Origin of the sequence: Nocardia sp. NPDC050713 (assembly GCF_040654315.1) — a bacterium.
Taxonomy (GTDB): domain Bacteria; phylum Actinomycetota; class Actinomycetes; order Mycobacteriales; family Mycobacteriaceae; genus Nocardia.
In genome coordinates this window covers 97,174-118,324 of the sequence record NZ_JBFAHS010000001.1, presented here as the reverse complement: position 1 = coordinate 118,324, position 21,151 = coordinate 97,174, and the positions used below count along the sequence as shown (strand labels likewise).

The 21,151-nt window shown below is 69.0% G+C and carries 16 protein-coding genes; 7 read left to right on the top strand and 9 right to left on the bottom strand.

The genetic code is table 11. From position 1 onward, the window contains the following. The first annotated feature begins 847 nt into the window (after positions 1–847). The 3 genes from AB0H49_RS00495 (at position 848) to AB0H49_RS00485 (ending at position 3,921) form a co-directional block, all read left to right on the top strand. Entirely contained in the window at positions 848–1,852 is a 1,005-nt protein-coding gene (locus AB0H49_RS00495) for a ParA family protein (RefSeq protein ID WP_357245621.1), read from the top strand. A gap of 70 nt (positions 1,853–1,922) precedes the next feature. Continuing rightward, positions 1,923–2,942, top strand: a complete 1,020-nt coding sequence (locus tag AB0H49_RS00490; RefSeq protein WP_354998296.1) for a ParB/RepB/Spo0J family partition protein — start codon at positions 1,923–1,925, stop codon at positions 2,940–2,942. A gap of 250 nt (positions 2,943–3,192) precedes the next feature. Next, entirely contained in the window at positions 3,193–3,921 is a 729-nt protein-coding gene (locus tag AB0H49_RS00485; RefSeq protein ID WP_357245617.1) for a GNAT family N-acetyltransferase, read from the top strand. A gap of 52 nt (positions 3,922–3,973) precedes the next feature. On the opposite strand, the gene AB0H49_RS00480 is transcribed toward AB0H49_RS00485, so the two are convergent. The 8 genes from AB0H49_RS00480 to AB0H49_RS00445 form a co-directional block, all read right to left on the bottom strand. Further along, a complete protein-coding gene (locus tag AB0H49_RS00480; protein WP_354998298.1) occupies positions 3,974–5,170 on the bottom strand; it encodes an N-acetylmuramoyl-L-alanine amidase in 1,197 nt (398 codons plus the stop codon). Between the two features lie 161 nt (positions 5,171–5,331). Further along, on the bottom strand, positions 5,332–5,658 hold the full coding sequence (gene trxA / locus AB0H49_RS00475; RefSeq protein WP_141808050.1) for a thioredoxin: 327 nt from the start codon (positions 5,656–5,658) through the stop codon (positions 5,332–5,334). A gap of 33 nt (positions 5,659–5,691) precedes the next feature. Next, positions 5,692–6,708 carry a thioredoxin-disulfide reductase gene (gene trxB, locus AB0H49_RS00470; protein ID WP_354998299.1) on the bottom strand — a complete coding sequence of 339 codons (1,017 nt, stop codon included), beginning with the start codon at positions 6,706–6,708 and terminating at the stop codon, positions 5,692–5,694. Between the two features lie 88 nt (positions 6,709–6,796). After that, complete coding sequence (locus tag AB0H49_RS00465) at positions 6,797–7,633, bottom strand: hypothetical protein (RefSeq protein WP_357245613.1); 837 nt, start codon at positions 7,631–7,633, stop codon at positions 6,797–6,799. Between the two features lie 120 nt (positions 7,634–7,753). Beyond that, positions 7,754–8,314, bottom strand: a complete 561-nt coding sequence (gene sigM / locus AB0H49_RS00460; protein WP_357246574.1) for an RNA polymerase sigma factor SigM — start codon at positions 8,312–8,314, stop codon at positions 7,754–7,756. 308 nt (positions 8,315–8,622) lie between these two features. Next, entirely contained in the window at positions 8,623–12,870 is a 4,248-nt protein-coding gene (locus tag AB0H49_RS00455; RefSeq protein WP_357245610.1) for a lipid II flippase MurJ, read from the bottom strand. A 288-nt stretch (positions 12,871–13,158) separates the two neighbouring features. Next, on the bottom strand, positions 13,159–15,753 hold the full coding sequence (locus tag AB0H49_RS00450) for a DUF6049 family protein (RefSeq protein ID WP_357245607.1): 2,595 nt from the start codon (positions 15,751–15,753) through the stop codon (positions 13,159–13,161). Then, positions 15,750–16,286: an NUDIX hydrolase gene (locus AB0H49_RS00445; RefSeq protein ID WP_067834794.1), complete on the bottom strand. Its 537-nt coding sequence runs from the start codon at positions 16,284–16,286 to the stop codon at positions 15,750–15,752. Before AB0H49_RS00445 ends, AB0H49_RS00450 begins: the two co-directional genes overlap by 4 nt. 136 nt (positions 16,287–16,422) lie before the next feature. Here AB0H49_RS00445 and AB0H49_RS00440 point away from each other — a divergent pair, with 136 nt between their 5' ends. Beyond that, positions 16,423–17,880 carry a CCA tRNA nucleotidyltransferase gene (locus AB0H49_RS00440; protein WP_354998303.1) on the top strand — a complete coding sequence of 486 codons (1,458 nt, stop codon included), beginning with the start codon at positions 16,423–16,425 and terminating at the stop codon, positions 17,878–17,880. Positions 17,881–17,895: 15 nt separating this feature from the next. Here the strand turns inward: AB0H49_RS00440 and AB0H49_RS00435 are convergent, their stop codons facing one another. Next, positions 17,896–18,711: a hypothetical protein gene (locus tag AB0H49_RS00435; protein WP_357245603.1), complete on the bottom strand. Its 816-nt coding sequence runs from the start codon at positions 18,709–18,711 to the stop codon at positions 17,896–17,898. Positions 18,712–18,856: 145 nt separating this feature from the next. On the opposite strand from AB0H49_RS00435, the gene AB0H49_RS00430 reads away from it, so the two are divergent. From AB0H49_RS00430 to AB0H49_RS00420, 3 genes are read left to right on the top strand one after another with little or no spacing between them, the layout of a single operon-like run. After that, on the top strand, positions 18,857–19,609 hold the full coding sequence (locus AB0H49_RS00430; protein WP_357245600.1) for a 5-oxoprolinase subunit PxpA: 753 nt from the start codon (positions 18,857–18,859) through the stop codon (positions 19,607–19,609). Positions 19,610–19,621: 12 nt separating this feature from the next. Continuing rightward, the gene (locus AB0H49_RS00425) at positions 19,622–20,299 is read left to right on the top strand and encodes an allophanate hydrolase subunit 1 (protein WP_357245597.1); all 678 of its coding nucleotides are present in this window, start codon (positions 19,622–19,624) and stop codon (positions 20,297–20,299) included. After that, positions 20,296–21,150: a biotin-dependent carboxyltransferase family protein gene (locus AB0H49_RS00420; protein ID WP_357245594.1), complete on the top strand. Its 855-nt coding sequence runs from the start codon at positions 20,296–20,298 to the stop codon at positions 21,148–21,150. Before AB0H49_RS00425 ends, AB0H49_RS00420 begins: the two co-directional genes overlap by 4 nt. Position 21,151: the final 1 nt, after the last annotated feature.

Sequence of the window (21,151 nt, the reverse complement as noted above, 5' to 3'; positions counted from 1 at the left end):
GCTGTGGATGGTGGCGACGGGATCGAGTGTGCGGGCAATGGATGCGTCACCGACTGGAACGGCTGACGCGCGAACTCGATACGGAATTCGCGAGATGCGGACGTAGATCGGATGTGCGAAGCGGGGGCGATAGACCCAGTGCCTGGACAGCGGCAGGCGCGACCGACCCAGCTTTTGGATCCGAAGCTTCGCAACGGGTTCGGGGCATTGGCTTCGGCTGTTCTTTGGGCGGTCGCCGCGTCCCAGCAACGGGATTGGATCACTGCGGCGCCGTCGAGAGCGCCAGAATCGTGGATGAGTGAACGGAAGGCGCAGTGCCACTCTCCGCGGGGGCGCGGCATTCCGCCGTGGACACAATGCTTCACGTGAAACATCGCCCGGCCGCTTCACGTGAAACATCGCTCGTCGGGTGCGCTATCGGAGCAGTCCCCGGAGCATCAGCGCAACTCGATGAAGCGCCGCAGTTCGTCCTCCGCGCAAGGAATCTGCGACGGCGCGCAAAGCCCAACCCCTAACGCACCCCCAACCCGGCACCTTCGAACCCCCATCCGCCCAGTGAAAATCACCCACCCGGCCGGAAATCCTGCGGCACGCAATGTTCATTCGCGCGGATCTGCGTGTCGCCGCGATTCAACTTTCTTCTAGCGCTCAGTGCTGGCAAGCTAGTGTGCGTCGGGCGTGAGCGTTGATGCCACGGTGGGATGTGGGTGTGCGGGACAGCTCCGCTCGGTTGATCGGGCGCCGTCCCGACGGAGCATCATGTTCGATCCGACACAGGCTGTTGAAGACACGGCGTCGGCGTGGGCCGAGGGCACGTGGTCTGTAGTTCTCTGGTTAGGAGCTGTCTATGTCGAGCGGTCCGGCGAATGTTTCACGGGAAACTACGTCGCGCGTGCCGGGGATGCTGGACTCCAGCAACTTCGACGCGGAGGCATTCGGAAGCACGCCGTTCGGGCACATCTCCCCCAGCGAGACCCCGATCGCGGCCGAAGCTCAGCGCGCAAGTCAGATATTGCACCCAGGAAAGGTGACAGTGCCGAAACCTCGCGAGCAGCGCATCATCACCATCGCGAATCAGAAGGGCGGCGTCGGTAAGACGACCACGACGGTGAATCTCGCCGCGGCCCTTGCGCATCAGGGGATGAAGGTGCTCGTGATCGATCTCGATCCGCAGGGCAACGCCAGCACCGCCCTCGGCATCGAGCATCACTCCGGCGTCCCTTCCAGCTACGAACTGCTCATCGGCGAGGTCTCCGTCAAGGACGCTATCCAGCAGAGCCCGCACAACGAGCGACTGCTGTGCATCCCGGCGACGATCGATCTCGCGGGTGCGGAGATCGAACTCGTCTCGATGGTCGCCAGGGAGGGCCGCCTCAAGGGCGCCATCCAGGAGGCCAATATCGCGGGCTACGACATCGATTACGTGATGATCGACTGCCCGCCTTCCCTCGGCCTCCTAACGGTCAACGCGCTCGTCGCGGCCAAGGAGGTGCTGATCCCGATCCAGTGCGAGTACTACGCGCTGGAGGGCGTCGGCCAGCTGCTCCGCAACATCGGCCTGGTGCAGGCGCATCTGAATCGCGAGCTGCACGTGTCCACGGTGATCCTCACGATGTACGACGGGCGTACCAAGCTCGCCGACCAGGTCGCCGAGGAGGTGCGCGGTCACTTCGGCGATGTGGTGCTGCGCTCGGTGATTCCGCGCAGCGTGAAGGTCTCGGAGGCGCCGGGTTACGGAATGACCGTGCTCGATTATGATCCAGGCTCCCGGGGTGCGATGAGCTACCTCGACGCCGGACGTGAGATGGCCCAGCGGGCGATGGCCCGGCAGGCCGCGAACGGCGCGGAGTGATTCGGGTACCGGTGTCCCGGGTCGGCGTGACCCGGTTTGGTGGCGAACGAGGGAAGGGATCGGTGGGCCGATGAGTCAGGCGAAGAAGGGCGGGCTAGGACGAGGTCTGGCCGCGCTGATCCCGACGGGGCCCGCGACCACGCAGGGTCTCGGCAGCGCCGCGGCCAACGTGGTGATCGGACTCGATCCCGTCGGTCCGCAGCCTGCTTCGGCGTACCTGCACCGCGTCCCGGATCCCGAGGACACCGTCGACGAGGCCGACCTCGCCACCCCCGGTGGCGCGCTCTACCGCGAGATTCCGCCGGACCAGATCGAGCCGAATCCCAAGCAGCCGCGCCAGGTCTTCGAGGAAGAAGCGCTCGCTGAACTGGTCCACTCCATCCGCGAATTCGGCCTCATGCAGCCGATCGTGGTGCGCCGCGTCGAGGCGGACCGCTATCAGCTGATCATGGGTGAGCGCCGCTGGCGTGCCGCCCAGGAGGCGGGCCTGGAAGCGATCCCGGCGATCGTTCGGGAGACCGCCGACGAGTCGATGCTGCGCGACGCCCTCCTGGAAAACATCCACCGGGTGCAGCTGAACCCGTTGGAAGAGGCGGCCGCGTACCAGCAGCTGCTCGAGGAATTCGACGTCACCCACGAAGAACTGGCCACCCGGATCGGTCGATCCCGTCCGGTCGTCACCAACATGATCCGCCTGCTGAAGCTGCCGATCCCGGTGCAGCGGCGGGTCGCGGCGGGCGTGCTGTCCGCCGGTCACGCGCGCGCCCTGCTCGGATTGGAAGCGGGCGCCGACGCGCAGGAGGTGCTGGCCGCCCGCATCGTCGCGGAGGGCCTCTCGGTGCGTGCCACCGAGGAAGCCGTCACCCTGGCCAACCGTGATCCGGACGCGGCCACTCCCCCGGCTCCGCGGCGCAAGCCGATTCATATGCCCGGTCTGCAGGACGTGGCCGAGCGGCTGTCGAATTCGTTCGACACCCGGGTGACTGTGAGCCTCGGCAAACGCAAGGGCAAGATCGTCGTCGAGTTCGGGTCCGTGGAAGATCTGGAGCGCATCGTCGGTCTGATGGCGCAAGAGCAGCTCGGTCAGTGACAGAAGAGGCAAAATAGCCCCGTGTTCTCGGTATATACGGGCCCGGCGTCGAAACGTCACTGTGACGGCGTCGAAAAGGGCAGCGCGACAGCGATATTGCGCGCGCCGACGGTCCGGCACGAGGGCTCCTACCAACAGCACAGCGACGTGGAATGAGGCGGATTCGCTTGATCGCTTATTCTTGCTGGCGAGAAGACGTTGATGCGACGTGAGCGTGGATGAATCGGACAGCTGGAGGCTGAGCAGAGCGGTGTCGACCAGCGTCACAGCACTTACCCTCGACGGACTGGACAAGCTGCCCGCGCATGCCCGGCGCTGTGTCTTCTGGGAGATCGATCCCGCCGTCGCGGAGGACTCGCGCGCGTTCAGCGATCCGGTCTTCGAAAAAGAGGCCTGGCTTTCGACGGTCATGCTCGAATGGGGTTCGTGCGGCCAGGTGGCCCACGTGGACGGCAGCGTGGCGGGTTGCGCCCTGTACTCGCCGCCCAGCGCCGTGCCGCGCGCGACGCTGTTCCCCACTTCCCCGGTCAGCCCGGATGCCATCTTGCTGACCACGCTGCGCACCGAGTTCCCGCACCGGGACGAGGACATCGCCCACCGCCTGGTGCAGGCCGTGGTGTCGGATCTGGTCCGCCGCGGTGTTCGCGCACTGGAAGCGTTCGGCATCCGTACGGATCCGCCGACCAAACGGCTCTCGGACCGTTTGGTCGGTTCGATGACGCTCATGGAGCGGATCGGCGCTCCGGTCCGCGGTTCCGCCTCGGCCGCCCCCACCGAATGCTCACCGCAGACCTGCATGATCGAAGCGGACCTGCTCGAGGAGTACGGCTTCGAGGTGGTCGCACCGCACCACCGCTTCCCGCGCCTGCGCCTGGAGCTGGATTCCGATCACGGCTGGAAGGAAGACGTGGAGCGCGCGCTCGACCAGCTGCTCGCCGCCGCGTCCATGACGGCCCCCACCCGGGCCGGCGCACGCTGAGACGAGAAAGCCCCCGCCGATCACAGCGGGGGCTTTCCTTCGAGACGAAGTCTCAGGTTCGGTCGGCGGCGGCCAGTTCCTCGGCCAGCAGCTCGGCGAACGTGTACGTGCCGGTCGGCTGATCGTCCTGACCCAGCAGATACAGACGCTTCACCGAGATCAGGATGGCCTCGGCGATGACGTCGCGCATCCGCGGATTCGTGAGGACCGAGGCGTCGTATTCGTTGGTGAGGTAACCGATATCGACCTGGACCGTCGGCATCTTGGTGAGCCGCAGCAGATCCCAGGTACGCGAATGCGTCCGGCAGTCCTGCAACGACGTGCGGGCCACCACCTCGCGCTGAATGAACCCGGCCAGCACCTGCCCGATCATCGAGACCGAGCCGTGCGAGTTGCCGAAGTGGAAGCTGGCCACACCGTTCGCCGAGGAGCTCGGGTTGGTGGCACAGCGCAGCGAGATCATCAGGTCGGCGTCGAAGGCGTTGGAGGTCTCCGCGCGCTCGGCGTCGGTGGGATTCGCACCCCACGGCCGTGACAGGAATGTCTCCATGCCGGTGGCGGCCATCCGGCCCTCCAGCCTGCTGGCCAGATCCCACAGGATCTCCGACTCGTAGACGTCGCCGTACTCGGTCGGCACCGCGTATCCCTTGTCGGGACCGCCGAGACCCGGATCGATGACGATCCGCTTGCCGGTGAGCTGCGGCCCAGCCCGATGCACCACCTCTTCTTCGGCGATGCGATGCGGGTTGCCGCCGGTGACGCGCGCGCCGAGCAATTCCAGCGAACGCAGCGTGTCCGGACCGCAGATGCCGTCGGCGGACAGACCGATCTCGCGCTGGAACGCGGTGAGTGCGTCGTGGGTGTGCGGGCCGAAGTACCCGTCCACCCGATGAACATAGAAGCCGAGGTCCTGCAGTTTGCGTTGCAACGTGGCGACGTCGTCGCCGTACAGCGGCGCCGAGAGCTGATAGATCAGCGTGCGCGCACCGAGGCGGTAGGACGCCTCCTTCAAGGCCCGGTAGGTGGCCGGACCCACCACACCGTCGACGAGCAGACCGCGATGCTGCTGGAACGCGCGGACCGCGGAGTCGAGGTGGTGGTCGAAGGAGGCTTCGGTGTCCTTCCAGTACTCGCGTGCGTCGCCGTGCTCGGCGCCGATGGCGTGTGCGTGCAGGAAGCCGAGACTTGCCAGGGTGCTCCGAACCTCAGCGACGGCTGGACCGGTATCACCGTGACGAAGTCGGTGCATGCGTGAGAGCCCTTTCCTTCCGTCAACCCGGGTACCCACTCATGCGACGGCATACACCCTCGCACGACCGGAGCGTCGGTCGATTGTCTCAGACCTGCCCCGGAATCCGACAATTACGGGGGTGGTGCAGGCATCCTACGGCGCGTCGTGGATTCGCGCCGTCAGATCACGTCTTCCAGTTCGCGCAGGAGGGCCGCTTTGCCCTTGGCACCGACGATCTGTTTGACCGGCTTACCGCCGCGGAACAGCATCATAGTGGGCAGGGACAGGACCTGGTACTCGCGCGCCGTCTCCGGGTTGGCGTCCACGTCCAGCTTGGCGATGGTCAGCTTGTCCGCGTTCGCGGCGGCGATCTCCTCCAGCACGGGAGCGACCATCTTGCACGGACCGCACCAATCCGCCCAGAAGTCGACGAGCACGGGCTTCTCACTGAGCAGCACCTCGTCGGCGAAGGACTTGTCGGTCACGGTGACCGTGTTCTCGGACATGGGGTATCTCCTTGTGAATCCGGTAGAGCGAGATCAGTTGGCGTTCACGGCGACCGGCTGGCCCGCGGCGTCCAGGGTGTTCGCGGTGATGTCACCCTGTTCGGCCAGCCAGCGCTCGGCGTCGATCGCGGCGCGGCAGCCGGTGCCCGCGGCGGTGATGGCCTGGCGGTAGGTGTGGTCGACGAGGTCGCCCGCGGCGAAGACGCCGGGAACCTTCGTGGCCGTCGTCGGGTGCTCGACCTGCACGTAGCCTTCGTCGTCGAGCTCGACCTGGCCGCGCACCAGCTCGCTGCGCGGATCGTGGCCGATCGCCACGAACAGGCCGGTCGCGGCCAGCTCGGAGGTCTCGCCGGTGCGGGTGTCGCGCAGGGTGAGACTGGTCACGGCGTTCTCACCGTGCACCTCGACCACCTCGGCGTTCAGCACGAACTTGATCTTCTCGTTGGCCTTGGCGCGCTCGAGCATGATGCGCGACGCACGGAACTCCTCGCGGCGGTGCACGATGGTGACGCTCGACGCGAACTTGGTGAGGAAGGTCGCTTCCTCCATCGCCGAGTCGCCGCCGCCGACCACCACGATGTCCTGGCCCTTGAAGAAGAAGCCGTCGCAGGTGGCACAGGCGCTCACGCCGCGGCCGAGCAGTCGCTGCTCCCCGGGCACGTTCAGGTAGCGGGCGGCCGAGCCCATGGCCAGGATGACCGCGTACGCCCGGTAGGTCTGATCGCCCACCGTGACCGTCTTGACCGGTCCGCTCAGGTCGATGGCGTCCACGTCCTCGGTGCGGATGTCGGCGCCGAAACGCTTGGCCTGCTCGCGCATCTCGTCCATCAGGTCCGGACCCATGATGCCGGCGCGGAAGCCGGGGAAGTTCTCGACCTCGGTGGTGGTCATCAGCGCGCCACCGAACTGGGTGCCCTCGAAGAGCAGCGGCTCGAGTTCGGCGCGGGCGGCGTAGACGGCTGCGGTATAGCCTGCGGGGCCGGAGCCGACGATGATCAGGTCGCGAACTGGCGTGGCCGTGTCGGTGGTTCGCTCGTGGAGCTCGCTCATGGGGCCCTTCCGAGAAGATCTGAGGGGGAACGTGACGGTCAACAACAGCCTAAACGCTGTTGTTCCCGCACCGGTGGGCCCGTGCTCGTCAGCCGATGTCGGTGACTTTGCGCACCTGCGGGTCACCCGTGGTGCAACCTGGGCCGACGACCAGCGCTGTGATCTTGCCCTGGGCGGTGCCGGTCAGCAGGATGAGCACCGCGTCCTTGCCCTGATACCGCATATTCATCGAGCCGAGAACGGCCCGGTCCAGCCCGGCCGCGGCGACACAGCGGGTGAGGGCGCCGCGGCTGCCGAGCGGTCCGGTGACGTCGTTGCGGCCGAGGGCGGCGAGCGCGGCCGTGGGGGTCAGGTCGTCGCCGATCTGATCGTTGGTCGGCGTCGGTTTCGCGGTGGTCGTCGCGTCACCGTCGCGGAGCATCTGGACGCCGATGCCGGTGCCCGCGATCACCGCGAGGACGGCGGCCGCGGCGGCGACCAAGCGCAGGCGTCTACTTCGCCGGTGAGCGAGCGATATCGGGGTCGCGATGCGTTCGGTCCGGTCCTCGGAAGCCGTTGGCTCGCTGCCGTTTCCGAGGACCCGTTGATCTCGGAGCGCCGCGTCCTCGTCGGATGCCGTGGCGTCGAGCCGATGCACGGTGGCGACTCGTTCGGTCGGCTCCTCGCCCAGCTCCAGTTCGGCGACGAAGGCCGCGAGCCGCTCGGAGACGTCCTCCGGCATCGGATGGACGACGCACTCGTCGGTGCGCAGGGTGCGCAGCCGCGTCGTCACCTCGTCCAGCGAGCGCAGGTAGCGCACCGCGTCGGAGTCGGCGCGGACGGCGGGCCACAGCTGCGCGCCGAGCTCGGGATCCACGTTGTCGGCATGCAGATCGGCGAGCAGTTCCGGCGAAAATGGAGGCTGCGGTACGGACCGGGTCGCCATCGCACCTCCAGTGGTCTCATCCGACGTAACTGTCTTGTCTGTCGCGGCCGCGCCGCGGGAACCCGCGGGCGCCATCTGTACATCGCTCAGGTGTTCGTCACTATTAATGACGCATCGCCACTACTTCCGGTTCCCCGGATCGCGGAGAAATTCCAAACGCTCTTGCAGGCGTTGTCGACCCCGAGCGCAGCGGCTCTTGATCGTCCCCTCCGGAACCCCCAGCATCGCCGCCGCCTCCGACACGCTATACCCCTCCAGGTCGATCGCTACCAGCGCGGTGCGCTGATCGGGCGGCAGCGAGAACAGCGCGCGGTCCACCACGATCGACATCTCGACCTCGGCGAACTCGTCCCGCTCGTCGCGTGGTTCCGGCAGCGTATCGGGCGACAGCGAGACCGCGCGACGAGTCTTGTTGCGGCGGATGCGATCCAGGCAGGCGTTCACCACGATCGCGTGTAGCCAACTGCGCACCTCGGCCTCGGCGCGGAACGATCCCGCGGTGCGGTGCGCGGAGAGCAGCGCGTCCTGCAACGAGTCCGCGGCGTCCTCACGGGTGTAGGACGTGCGCAAGGCCGTCTGCCAGAGGTGATCGTTGTGCCTGCGTAGTAGTTCGGCGAAGGCGTGCCGCTCGCCGCGCGCGTGGGCGCTGAGCAGTTCCCGGTCGGATAGCTCGCCGGGCACGAACGAGCGCTCACGGGCCGCGACCCGCGAACTTCCCCCGCGGGAATCCTCGTTCAATTCCGACGACAAAACCAACCCCTTGGACGGCGCTCAACTCACGACAGCCCAAAAAGACCATCGCCGTAGATATTTCGCAGCATCCGGGATCGAAAAAACCAGGTCCCGGGAAGCTCCCCTGCCGAGAGCGCGAGCCGATCATATCGGGACTGCCGAAGTGGCAGCAACAAGACCACGTGCGCGGGCTGCGGGCGGACTTCGTCCGACGGCGCCCAATCAAGCAGGGAGCGGGAGGAATTCGACGCGGGCGATCAGGGCGCGGCGTCGAACCGCAGATCGGCGATCGTCGTCTGGAACTGGTTTCCCGAGTTGCCGAGACCGGTGATCCAGACGAGCACGTAGCGCGCGGACTGGTCCGCGGTCACGGGGATTTCGGTGACTCCGTCGGCCAGCTGGGCGGCGCCGATCAGCTGGGTCTGGTCCAACGTCGGCGAATTCGTCGGCGAGGTACGGATTTCCACGGACGTACCGGGGCTCGGCGAGGTGATCGAGACGTTCGTCAGCTTCGCCGGGCTCGGCAGCGTGGCCAGCAGACCGACCCCCTTCTTGAGGGCCGGGAACTGCTGGAAGTACTGATCGGAGCGCCAGACGGTGGCCGGGTCGTCGTCCAGCACCGCGCCGACGCCGCTGACGTTGTCCGGGGTGCCCTCGGGCGAGAACACGGTCGCGTTGGTCACCGGGACGGGCACGCCGCCGGACGCAGGATTGCTCGGGACCGCTCCGGCCGGTGTCGTCGGCGAGACGGAACTGTTGGTGGTCAGACCGATGTTGCGTGATTCGTCGATCGGCGCGTCGGACGCCCCTGGCGCGAAAACGCTGACCATCCACCAGATCACGATGCCGACCACGAGCGCGGCCAGAATACCGAGGCCGACCATGATCCACATCATCCGCTGCGACCGCTCGCGTTCGGCGGCGAGCAATTCCGGATCGGCGAGCGAATCGTCAGCGTTCGGCGGCTGCGCGCGCTGGCCGAGGCGGAGCACCGGGATGAAGTCGGTCTTCTGGTCGACGACCGAGGCCTGCTCCAGCACGTGCTGGACGGTCGCCGCGGTCCGCACGCCCTTGTTCGACTCCAGCGAGCGCACCGCGACCGCGGAGATCTCGAAGGGCACCTCGGGCCGAATCTGCCTCGGCTCCACCGGCGTTCCGTCCGGACCGAAGTCGGCGAGACGCAGCCCGCCGACGGTGGCCGCGGTGCCGGTCAGCCCGCCGGAGCGGATCGGCCAGCGCGCGGTGATGAGCGCGTAGAGCATGGCGCCGAGTCCGCGCACGTCGGACTGGGCGTCGGAATCGCCGAGCGTGCCGGGGAAGGCCAGCACGGCGTCACCGGAGGCGCTGATGCGCACGCGGTCGGGATGGTCGATGGACAGCGAACCGCCGCCGCGGTGGGCCAATTCGGCCGCCGAGGCGAGCGCCCGGATCGCGCGGGCCGCGCCGATCGGCGAGGGCACGGTCTCGGCCATCTCGCGCAGCGAGCGACCGGGCGTCCACTCGGCGACCACGATGCCGCCGGAGCTGCCGCGCACCACGTCCAGAACGCGAGCCAGACCGGGCGAATTGATGCGGCCGAGCCGCAGAGTGCGCGACAGGATGGCCTGCGGACCGTCGTGGCCGGAGTTGTCGGTGGCCTTCTGGTCGGCGTCGACGAAGGTGAGCGCGACCTCGCGGTCGAGTTTGATGTCGAGGGCCTGCCAGAACTTGAGCCCGCGCGCGCCGCCGTGGCTGGCGAGCAGACGGTATCGACCGCCCGCGACCGACGCGCCCGGAATCAGCTTGGGGCCGCGCGGAGTTCGACGCGCACCCGTCGCCTCCGTTCCGGCGGGCGGCAGCTGCGGAATGGGGATCATTCCGGTGTCGTACATCGGGTCGCGCGGCGGCGCCTGATGCTGGGTCTCGCGCGGGCCGTGGCCGTCGGCGGAGGGCGGGCTGTCGGGTCCCGGGTGCGGATGCTGGGGGTCCGACGGGTTCTCCGCGGCGGGCGGGTGGTCGGTGGACAGGCCGCCGGCCTTGGTCGCAGAAGGATCGGCGGCTGGGACGCCGCCCACCGCCGCGTCGTCGCTCACCCTCATTCCTCCTTCGCCCTGATATGTCGAAGTTCCGGCGAACTCGCCACTTGTGCTTCTCTGCCGAACAGGGTACGGGAACTCACCCCGCCCGGTGCGGTCAACAGCATCCGGTCTGATCACGGGCAAGACCATCGTGGCCTGCGAGTCCAGGTAGGGGTCGAAGCCCGAGTACATGTACGGATCGGGCCTGCGGAACACCTGCGTGGCGTACTCGTCCTCGACCGGTCCGTCGAGGTCGAGATCCGGTGCGGGCGGCGTGATGCCGAGGCGCCGGGAAATGGCCACGGTGATGGCGACGATCTCCGGAATGCCCGCGAGCCGCATGAGCCCGAACGCCGTCGCGAACATGACGATGGCCGTGATGATCACGCGGATCAGCGAGCCGGGACCGCCCATGGACTCCGACAGCCGCTCGAGGCCGAGCACCTTGTCCACGATCAGCATCACCGCGCCGCCCGCGACCGAGGCGAGCACGACCCGAGTGACGGTGCGCCCGACGTTGGCCATCCGCAGGTCGCCGAGACTTTGGTGCAGCAGGTAGCCGCCGATGATGGCGCCCGCGGTGAACCCGAGGCCGTTCGCGACGCCGAGCACGATGACGACCTGATCGCTGTTGTCGGCGATGAACGGCGCCAGCGCCGACAGGGCGATCTTGACGGCGGTGATGCCGAGAATGATCCAGGTCGGCGTCCACGCCTGCTCCCGCGCGTAGAACACCCGGAGGTGGATCAGCACGAGGGCGTAGGGAATCAGCGCGAAGGCCGACCAGCTGACGGCGTAGCCGAGCCGTTCGGCGTCGCCGGTGAAGCGCGCGTACCCGAACAGCGCCTCGCCCAGCTGCGGCCCGGCGAGCGTCAGGAAGGTGACGACGGGGAAGAGGGCGATCATGGTCAGGCGGGTCGCGACGGACAGGTCGTCGACGACGGCCGGGGTGTCGCCCTCGGCCGCGTTGCGACTCAGGCGCGGCATGATCGCGGTGAGCACCGTGACGCCGAGGACGCCGTAGGGCAGCTGGAGCAGCAGCCAGGCCAGCGAATAGATGGCCGGGCCCGCCTCGTCCGCGGTCGAGGCGACGTGGTTGGCGAAGACCAAGCCGACCTGGCTGATCAGCACGTACAGGATGATGGCCGCGCCCATCATGCCGAACTGCTTGAGCCGGGTGTCGACACCCCAGAGCGGGCGCAGGTCGATCCCCTCGCGGCGGATCGCGGGCAGCAGGGCGGCCGCCTGGGTGAACACGCCGAGCGTGACGCCGACGCCGAGGACGAGCAGCTTCGGATCGCTCATCGACACCGGGTCGAGCGTGATCTCACCGGGCGTCACCGCGTAGAGGCCGAGCACCGCCAGCATGACGATGTTGTTCAGCACGGGCGCCCACGCACCGGGTTTGAACACCTGGCGGGTGTTCAATATCGCGGTGAACAGCGCCGACATGCCGTAGAAGAGGATCGCGGGCAGCAGCAAGAAGGTCAGCGCCGTGGTCAGCTGGGTGTTGACCTTGCCGTCGGCGGACACGAAGACGTGCGTCGCCAGCAGCGGCGCGGCGGCCGTCGCCAGCAGTGTCGCGCCCATCAGCACCACGAAGGCGGCGGTGACCAGACGCCGGACGAAGGCCGCCCCGCCGTCGGGGTCCTCCTTCTCCGCGCGCACCAGCGTCGGAACCACCATCGCGGTCAGCACCGCGCCGAGCACCAGCTCGGTGATCATGTTCGGGATCAGGCTCGCCGAGGTGAACGCACTGGCGATCGCCGGGCCGAGCACCGCGGCGAGCAGCAACTGTTTGCCGAAACCGGTGATGCGGCTGATCAGAGTCGCGATCGCGATCGAGCCGGAGTCCCTGAGCAGCCGGGAGTTCGTGCTTTCCTTGGTCTCGGTCGGCTCCGGCTCGGCCTCGGTGACGGCCCACTCCTGGGTGCGCGGCCGATTGGCGGGCGGCGGCGAGTCGTTCACCGCGGCCGCGGGTCGGCCACGCAGCGGCGCGGGGTTCGGCTGCTGCGGCGCGTACTTGGGCGGCGGCGCGAACCGCTGCGGCGGCGCGGGGGTACGTGGGATCGGCTCGCCTTGGCCGTGCGGCGCCCTGGGCGGCGCCTGCCTGCCCTCTGCCGGTGCCGGAGGACGCTGTGTCGGCGGCGGGGCCGATGGCATCGGCGGTACGGGGCGCCCGGGCGGCGCGGGACGCGGCCCGCCGGATTGCGGCGGATACTGGCGCTGACCGGGATGCGGCGCGGAGCCGGGCCGCTGCGGCGGCACGGGCGGACGACCGCCAGGTCCGCGCTGCGCGGGCATGGGGCCGGACTGGCCGGGAAGCGGTCCGCGCTGGGCGGGCATCGGGCCCGAGGGCGGCGCCGTCCGACCGCCCTGCGGCGGTCCGGAGGGGCGGCTGACCCGAGGCACCCTCGGGTACTCGCCGTAGGGGTCCCGGTGCGTCATGCCGGGATCCTCCTGCGGTTCGCTCTGCGGCCGCATCCCCCGTTCCCAAGGCGCGGCGGGCGCCCGGCGGGCAGGCGGCCCGTCAGGTCGTTCATCAGGTCGAGGCCGATGAGCGGATAAATCATCGTCGCTCATCATGCCTCCTGTGTCGTACCGGACCTGCGCATCCGGCATGCCCGATCGGCGTTTCGCCCATCGAGCCTCCCCCGTCGTGCTGGTACCCGCCCGCGCTCCGAAGCGGGCGCGGACATCCACCGATTGTCCCGCACGGTGAGGGCATCGGATCGATCATCCCTCATCGTGCCCCTGTCCCTCTTCACGCAGCACTCGCATGCGCGCCCGACGGTACCTGTTGACCCGACGCCGGATGCCGGGGTCGAAACCCTCGTCGGCGGGATCGGGCTCGCCGCGGAAGCGCCGCCACAGCCGACGCCCGGCCAACAGGAACAGCAGCAGTCCGGCACATGCCGTAATTATGGCCAAGGCTTGGCCGTAGGCGTTCGAACGCACCGAGACCGAAGTGGCGTTGCCGAGCGCGACACCGTCGGGCGTGGCGAGCGAGATCGGAATCACCAGGTTGCGGCTGTCGCTGACCTCGGTCGGTATCTGGAACGACCGGGTGCCCTTCGGCGGCAGCTGCTGTTCGCCGATGTCGGTGATGTTCGTCTCGGACGGCGCCTCGATGCGGAACCTGATGCGGATCGCGACCGGCAGATCGTTGCGCGCGACCAGCAGCAACGGGCTCTGCTCCGAGGCCAGCGTGTACACACCGCCCGGCGGAAGCACCGTCACCGACCGGTACAGGTTGTTCATCGTGCGCGTCGTCTGGTCCAGCCGCCGCTGCGCGAAGGTGTCCGGCTGGGTGGCATTGCCGGTGCGGCGATCGGAGAGCGAGAGCACCCGGATCAGGTCGTCGCGGAGCGGGGTGAGGAACTGGCGCGGCGTCGGCTCGATCTCCGGCACGTCGACGAGGGCTCGCATCAGCTCGGTGATCCGGTGGCCCTGCTCGCGCGTCGGCAGGACGAACCGCGCGGGCACCGCGTCCTCGGCGGCCTGCGGCAGGTAGTCGAGTTCGTAGGGCTGCGGGTCCGGTGGCAGCGCGAGCAGGTCCGCGAACGGGCGCGGCGTCGCGAGATTGCTCTTGACCAGCAGGTCGAGCTGCCGCAGCAGCGCGGCGGCCTCGTCCCGGTTGGCGCCCCACTGCTGCGGCGGGACCAGCAGCAGCGAACGCGGTTTGCCCGGTTCCGGGTGCAGCGCGCTCCACGAGACCGCGCCCAACGCGTCCTGCAGGCGGGCGGCGCGCGAGTCGTTGGTCACGTCGTAGCGCACCCGGTCCGGTGTGAACGAGGGCGTCGGCGGATTCGAGCCGACCGCGGCGAGCGCCGTCGCCGACCAGATGTCGAAGGTCGCCGCGTGCAGCGCGGGGTCGGGCTTCGCTGGAGCGGGCCGCGCGGCGGGCGGCGCGGAAGGATCGGCGGGCGGAGGTGCTTGCTCGGGCGTCGGCGCGGTGACCCCCGGCAACCGGATCATCTCCGGCGCCGCCGTTTCCGGAGCGTCCGTCGTGATCGCGGATCCGCGACTGCTGCTGAAATCCACCGCATCGGCCTGGCCGACCGGGACCGCGGCCGTGTCGGCGAGCACGGCGGTGCCGAAACCGTGGCCGCGCAACAACGTTGCGCCGCTCACGTCGATACTGCCGGAATCGGGCAGGCTGACGCCGCGCAGCGAGCGGGTGGCCAGGATCGAATCGATGATCTCCGCGGGCGCGTCCAACGCGCGGGCGGACAGTTCGGGATCGTTCACCGCAGCCAGCGCGTTCACGTCCACCTGGGCGAACGGCAACGCCACCGTGCACACCGACGAGGCGAGCGCGCGCAACCGGTCCAGCCAGACTTGCGCGTGTTCGGCGCCGGTGCCCTCCCTGGTCGCGCCGTCCGGATCGGATGGGCTGGCGAGGACGCGGTAGCCCCTGGTCATCGCCTGCACGGTGAGCAGCAGATCAGGGTCGACGGCGACGCACACCGCCGAGGCCAGCCCGCGTTCCCGGTTCGGCCCGGTGCCGAGCGCCGACTCCAGCGCGCCGAGCAGCTGTTCCAGCCGACCGCCCTTGCCGAGCGACGCCGCGAGTTCGTCGTCGGTCAGCTCGACGTTCCCGTTCACCGAACCCGGCATACCGGCCACCAGCCGCGGCCGGTCGGCCAACGGCCACAGCAACGTGGTCGCCACCGGCGCGTCGGTCGGCGCGTGCACCGGCTCGGGCGCGTCCGGCCCGGCGGGCGGCAGGCCGAGCACCGGCAGCAGGAACCTGGCGTCGTCCAGCCGCGCCTGGCTGCCGTAGGCGGGCTCGCCGTTGACGTTCAACAGCAGCGGATACACGCCGGGCTCATCGATCTGCAACGACGTGTCGCCGCCGGAGCGCAGCGGAATGCTCAACGTGAACTGCTTGCGCTGGCCGGGACTGAGCCGCTCGACCACATCCTCGAACGGACCGGTCAGCTCGTAGTTGACCTGATCCAGCCGCAACGCCGAACGCAACCCGCTCGGCGCCGACACCATGGAGGCCCGCTGAATGCGGACGCTGATGTCGTCGACGACGCGGTCGCCGATATTGGTCACCGTGCCGGAGACGGTGAGCAGCGGATCACTCGTGGTGGTCACCGCCGAGGGCGTCACCGAATCCAGCGACAACTTCAAGAATTTGGGCGTCGTGGAGTTGTTCGACCCGGTCGGCTGCGCGTCCGCCGGAACCGCGAGCAACACCGGCACGGCCGTCACCGAACCGATCAGGGTCAGGACCGCCACGAGGACCCGGAACAGGCCCACCCGTCGCCCGGCCACCACCCCCCACGGAATCGCAGTGCGATGCCGAAAAGTCTGGGTCATCGCTTGCCGGTCTCCATCCGGTCGATCAACCGGTTCGCGACCTCGGCCAAGCGTCGCTCGTCGGCGTAGGCCAACCGAGAATCCAGCTCGCTCAACGGAACCCACGCGACCTGGGTGACCTCCACGTCGGCATCGGACAACTCACCGCCGACGGAACGCAAAAGATAATGATGCACGGTCTTGTGTACCCGGCGGCCCTCGGTGACGAACCAGTAATCGATACTGCCCAACTCGGCCACCACCACGCCGTGGATGCCGGTCTCCTCGGCCACCTCACGGATCGCGGTCTGCTCCGCCGTCTCGCCTTCCTCGATATGACCCTTCGGCAACGACCACAGCAACCGGCCGCGACGATCGGTGCGACCGATCAAGGCGGCGCTGCGTTTATCGCTCGGTCCGTCCAGACCGTCCACGACCAATCCCCCCGCGGAAGTCTCCCGTACCGTGCGCATACGCGGTTTCGCCGCGTTGGCCGCCGAACCGCGGCGCCGAGGCTGGCGGCGTCGACTGTTCGCGCGATCGGCCGGAGACACCAAGCAATCCTACTGTGTTGGATTTGCCGCCCTGGCGCGCACGGCACGCACCACGCCAGCGCCTTGCCCGAATTCCGCTTTTCCCGCCTCGGTAAGCTGCTGCTTCGTGGTTTCGTCCAAGTCCGAGGATGCGCAAGTGACCGATCCAGCCCCGTTGCCTTCCGAGGATCGGCGTACCCGGTTGCTTGCCGCGGCGGCGGTCACCCTCGGCGGACTCGCCGATGTGCTGACCCCGCTGGGTGAACTGTTCGCGGCGCGCGGGCACGAGCTGTATCTGGTCGGTGGCAGCGTGCGCGACGCGGTGCTCGGGCGGCTCGGCACCGATCTGGACTTCACCACCAGCGCGCGACCCGAGCAGGTACAGGAGCTGATGCGCGGGTGGGCCGATCACCTGTGGGACACCGGCGGGCTGGCGTTCGGCACGGTCAGCGCGGCCAAGGACGATCAGCAGCTGGAGATCACCACCTTCCGCAGTGACACCTACGACCGGGTCTCGCGCAATCCCGAGGTCACCTTCGGCGACAACCTGGAAGGCGACTTGGTGCGCCGCGATTTCACCGTCAACGCGATGGCGGTGAAGATCGCCGCGGATGGTTCGCTGGAGTTCGTCGATCCGCTCGGCGGCATGGATGCCCTGCTGGCCGGAGTGCTGGATACCCCTGCGGCGCCCGAGGATTCGTTCCACGACGATCCGCTGCGCATGCTGCGGGCCGCCCGCTTCGTCTCCCAGCTCGGTTTCGAACTCGCCCCGCGGGTGCGCACGGCCATCGAGGCGATGGCCGAGGAGATCGATCGCATCACCGCCGAACGGGTGCGCGCCGAACTGGACAAGCTGATCGGTGGCGCGCATCCGATCGACGGCATCAACGTGATGTGCGAGACCGGTCTGGCGCAGCGGGTGCTGCCCGAGGTGCCCGCCATGAAGCTGGAGATCGACGAGCACCACCAGCACAAGGACGTCTACTGGCACTCGCTGACCGTGCTCCAGCAGGCCATCGATCTGGAGGACGGCGACCCGGACCTGGTGCTGCGCTGGGCCGCGCTGCTGCACGACATCGGCAAGCCGGACACCAAGCGCAACGAGCCGGGCGGCGGCGTCAGTTTCCACCACCACGAGGTGGTCGGCGCCAAGATGGTGCGCAGGCGGATGCGCGCGCTGAAGTACCCGAAGCAGTTCACCGAGGACGTCGCCCGGCTGGTCTTCCTGCACCTGCGTTTCCACGGCTACGGCAAGGGTCAGTGGACCGATTCCGCGGTGCGCCGTTACGTCACCGACGGCGCCGAGCTGCTGCCCAGGCTGCACAAGCTGGTGCGCGCGGACTGCACCACCCGCAACAAGCGCCGCGCCGCCGCCTTGCGCGCCACCTACGACGACCTCGAGGCGCGCATCGAGCGACTCCAGCAGGAGGAGGACCTCGCCAAGGTCCGCCCCGACCTGGACGGCAACGCGATCATGGAGCTGCTCGGCCTGCGGCCGGGTCCCGAGGTCGGCAAGGCTTGGCGCTATCTCAAGGAGCTGCGCCTCGATCGCGGCCCGATGACCCGCGACGAGGCCGAGGCGGCGCTGTTGGAATGGTGGAAGACGCAGAGCTGAAAGGGTTTTCCGCGCTCAGAAGACGATGAGCGTGGTACCCGCGACGATGGCGTCGCGGATCTGCGCGAGATCGAAAGAGCCGGTCGTCTCGGGCAGGTCGACCCGGAACCGGACCAGGTCGCCGTCTCGGGTCGCCTGCGCGATGCGCGCGTGCCGCGGCAGGTTCTCCAGCAGGATCGCTGGCGCGGTGATCATCCGCCGCGGTATCCGGAGGCCGAGCCAGTTCGCCCGGTGGATCTCGATGGTGAGCAGGTTGTTCTCGACCGCGACGTCGACCAGCGCGGTCAGCTTGCGTCTTCGGTGCTCGGCCCGGATCAGCCCGCTCTCGTGCACGCTCAGCCGCCAGTCCAGCGGCTGGGTGTTCAGCCAGCCGACCAGGGACGCCGTGGTGACGGTGCCCTCCAGGTCCAGCTGGGCGGCTCGCAACTTGGTGGGAACCCCGGGGATCAGCCGCACACCGTGCGCGATCACCGTGACCGCCTCGATCGGATGCTCGTCCCAGCTCAGCCGGGACAACACCGTCTTGGTCTGGAAGTGCGCCCCGCGCCTGCGCACCTTCAGCACCTGCAGTGTCGCGTTCACCTCGTGGCCGAGCAGTGTGGCGTGCACCTCTTGACCACCGAACCGGCTCAGGATGCCTTCGCTGAGCACCGTCATCAGCACGTCCGGCATCAGCGCGGTGACGGTGCCCGAGCCGAGGTCCACCACGGGATCCACCCATGAGGTGGTCGTCGCGATCCACTGCTCCAGCCAGGACTGGTCGAAGAGGCGCTTGCCCAAGTCGACGGCCCGCAGCGGCGACCATGACTTCGGATCGAAATACGTGGCCATGATGCTCCGAGAGTACTTGCCGCCGAGCGGTGCGACCATCCGCGCGGGCGGGCGCCGCGGTGCCGGTCTGCCGATTCTTTGTCTCGTGCGGCGCGCGAGGACGAGAATGTCACGGGCACGCAGGTTGGACGGCGGGAGGACACCGATGGCGCTGGATCTGAACAGCGATCTCGGCGAGGGCTTCGGCCCGTGGACGATGGGCGACGACGCGGCGATGCTCGACATCGTGACCAGCGCCAACATCGCCTGCGGATTCCACGCGGGCGATCCGTTGATCATGCGGGCCACCTGCGCGACGGCGGTGCGCAAGGGGGTGCGGATCGGCGCGCACGTCGGGTACCGGGATCTGGCCGGTTTCGGCAGGCGCGCGATCGCGGTCACGCCCGCCGAGCTGCGCGACGAGGTGCTGTATCAGATCGGGGCGCTCGACGCCTTCGCCAAGGCCGCGGGCGACCGGGTCCGCTACGTGAAGCCGCACGGCGCGCTGTATCACGCGGCCGCCGCGGATCGGGAGCTGGCCGAGGCGCTGCTGACCGCGATGACGGAGTACGACACGGAGCTCGCGCTGCTCGGCCCGTCCGGGACCGAGCTCGAGGCGGCCGCTACCGAGGCGAAGGTCCGGTTCGTCGGCGAGGGCTTCGCCGACCGCGCGTACACGCCGACCGGCCTGCTCGCGCCGCGCGGACTGCCCGGCGCGGTGCTGCACGCCGACGAGGCTGTCACCCAGGCGATTTCGATCGCGGCGACGGGCAAGGCGCGGACCGTCGATGGCGGTGAGGTCGCGGTGTCCGCCGCCAGCCTGTGCGTGCACGGTGACACTCCGGCCGCGGTGGAGATGGCACGGCGGATTCGCACCGCGCTCGCGGAATCGGGTGTGCCGGTCGCGTCGTTCGGGTAATCGGAGCGCCATATGAGAGATCCGAAATCGCCCTGGCAGCAATATATTCGCGCGGCCGGAGACCGGGCGCTGCTCGTCACCCCCGACGAACCCGATCGCGCCGCCGGATTGGCCGACGCCCTGCGCGTCAGCGCGCCGAAGGGCGTGCAAGACGTGCTGCCCGCCGCGGAAACCGTTCTGGTGACCCTGGCTTCCGCCGACGCCGCCGAGTCGGTGCGCCGTGAGATTTGCGCCTTGCTGGAAAGCCTCCAGCAGCAGGATGATTCGGGCGATGTTTCCCGTGGAACATTGCCGCACAACGTCTCTCCCGAGCCGCTGGTGATCCCGGTGCGCTATGACGGCGCGGACTTGGCCGATGTCGCCGAGCTGCTCGACATGACCGAGGACGAGGTGATCGCCGCGCACACCGGCACGGTGTGGCGCTGCGCGTTCGTCGGATTCGCACCGGGTTTCGGCTATCTCGAGTCCCCCGACGGGAGACTCACGGTGCCGCGCAGGGATACCGCCCGCACGTCCATACCGGCCGGTGCGGTCGCGCTCGCGGGCGGCTTCTCGGCGGTCTATCCGCGCAGTACGCCCGGCGGGTGGCGGTTGATCGGCCGCACCGATCTGACGATGTGGGACGTCGACCGCGATCCGCCCGCGCTGATCAGGGCGGGCGGGCTGGTTCGTTTCGAGGTGGCCGAATGATGCTCGTCGAGTGGGTCGGTCCGCTGGCTACCATCCAGGACCTCGGCCGCCCAGGCTGGTTCGATTCCGGCGTCGGGGTCTCGGGCGCGGCCGACCGCGCGTCGTTGCGGCTGGCCAATCGCCTGGTCGGCAATCAGGAGGACGCCGCGGCGATCGAGGTACTGCTCGGCGGGCTGGTGCTGCGCGCGGAGCGGCACCACACCGTCGCGGTCGCGGGCGCGCCCGCCCAAGCGGTGCTGGACGGCGTCCCGGTCGGCCACGCCAGCGTGCTGGAAATCGAAGAGGGACAGACCCTTCGGCTCGGATTCGCGGCGAACGGGTTGCGTTGCTACGTCGCCGTGCGCGGCGGCGTCGACGTCGCGCCGGTGCTCGGCTCGCGCAGCCGCGACACGCTGTCCGGCATCGGACCGGAACCGCTGCGCGCGGGCGATCGGCTGCCGATCGGGCCGGTTCCGCGCGAGCTGCCGCTCGTCGACGTCGCGCCGGTCGACGCGCCACCCGGCGGACTCGTCACGGTGCGCGCGCTGCTCGGCCCGCGTGACGACTGGTTCGAGGACGCCGCAGCGCTTTTCGCGGCCGAGTGGGCCGTCTCCCCCGACACCGACCGCGTCGGCGCCCGCATCGACCGCGTCGGCGGACCGGCGCTGCGGCGGCGGATCACCGGCGAATTGCGCACGGAGGGTATGGCACTCGGCTCGGTTCAGGTGCCGCCGAGCGGCCAGCCGGTGATCTTTCTCGCCGACCACCCCGTCACCGGCGGCTACCCGGTGATCGCGGTGGTACTCGATGCCGACGTCGACGCGGTGGCGCAGGCCAGACCCGGTCAGCGACTGCGGTTTCTGCGGGGCTGAA

What these genes read in the sequence shown, in the direction of transcription:
- AB0H49_RS00435 (WP_357245603.1), bottom strand. Translation starts at nt 18,711, where the DNA reads ATGGCCACGTATTTCGATCCGAAGTCATGGTCGCCGCTGCGGGCCGTC.
- AB0H49_RS00495 (WP_357245621.1), top strand. Translation starts at nt 848, where the DNA reads ATGTCGAGCGGTCCGGCGAATGTTTCACGGGAAACTACGTCGCGCGTG.
- AB0H49_RS00420 (WP_357245594.1), top strand. Translation starts at nt 20,296, where the DNA reads ATGATGCTCGTCGAGTGGGTCGGTCCGCTGGCTACCATCCAGGACCTC.
- AB0H49_RS00465 (WP_357245613.1), bottom strand. Translation starts at nt 7,633, where the DNA reads ATGGCGACCCGGTCCGTACCGCAGCCTCCATTTTCGCCGGAACTGCTC.
- AB0H49_RS00430 (WP_357245600.1), top strand. Translation starts at nt 18,857, where the DNA reads ATGGCGCTGGATCTGAACAGCGATCTCGGCGAGGGCTTCGGCCCGTGG.
- AB0H49_RS00425 (WP_357245597.1), top strand. Translation starts at nt 19,622, where the DNA reads ATGAGAGATCCGAAATCGCCCTGGCAGCAATATATTCGCGCGGCCGGA.
- AB0H49_RS00455 (WP_357245610.1), bottom strand. Translation starts at nt 12,870, where the DNA reads ATGACGCACCGGGACCCCTACGGCGAGTACCCGAGGGTGCCTCGGGTC.
- AB0H49_RS00490 (WP_354998296.1), top strand. Translation starts at nt 1,923, where the DNA reads ATGAGTCAGGCGAAGAAGGGCGGGCTAGGACGAGGTCTGGCCGCGCTG.
- AB0H49_RS00480 (WP_354998298.1), bottom strand. Translation starts at nt 5,170, where the DNA reads ATGCACCGACTTCGTCACGGTGATACCGGTCCAGCCGTCGCTGAGGTT.
- trxB (WP_354998299.1), bottom strand. Translation starts at nt 6,708, where the DNA reads ATGAGCGAGCTCCACGAGCGAACCACCGACACGGCCACGCCAGTTCGC.
- AB0H49_RS00450 (WP_357245607.1), bottom strand. Translation starts at nt 15,753, where the DNA reads ATGACCCAGACTTTTCGGCATCGCACTGCGATTCCGTGGGGGGTGGTG.
- trxA (WP_141808050.1), bottom strand. Translation starts at nt 5,658, where the DNA reads ATGTCCGAGAACACGGTCACCGTGACCGACAAGTCCTTCGCCGACGAG.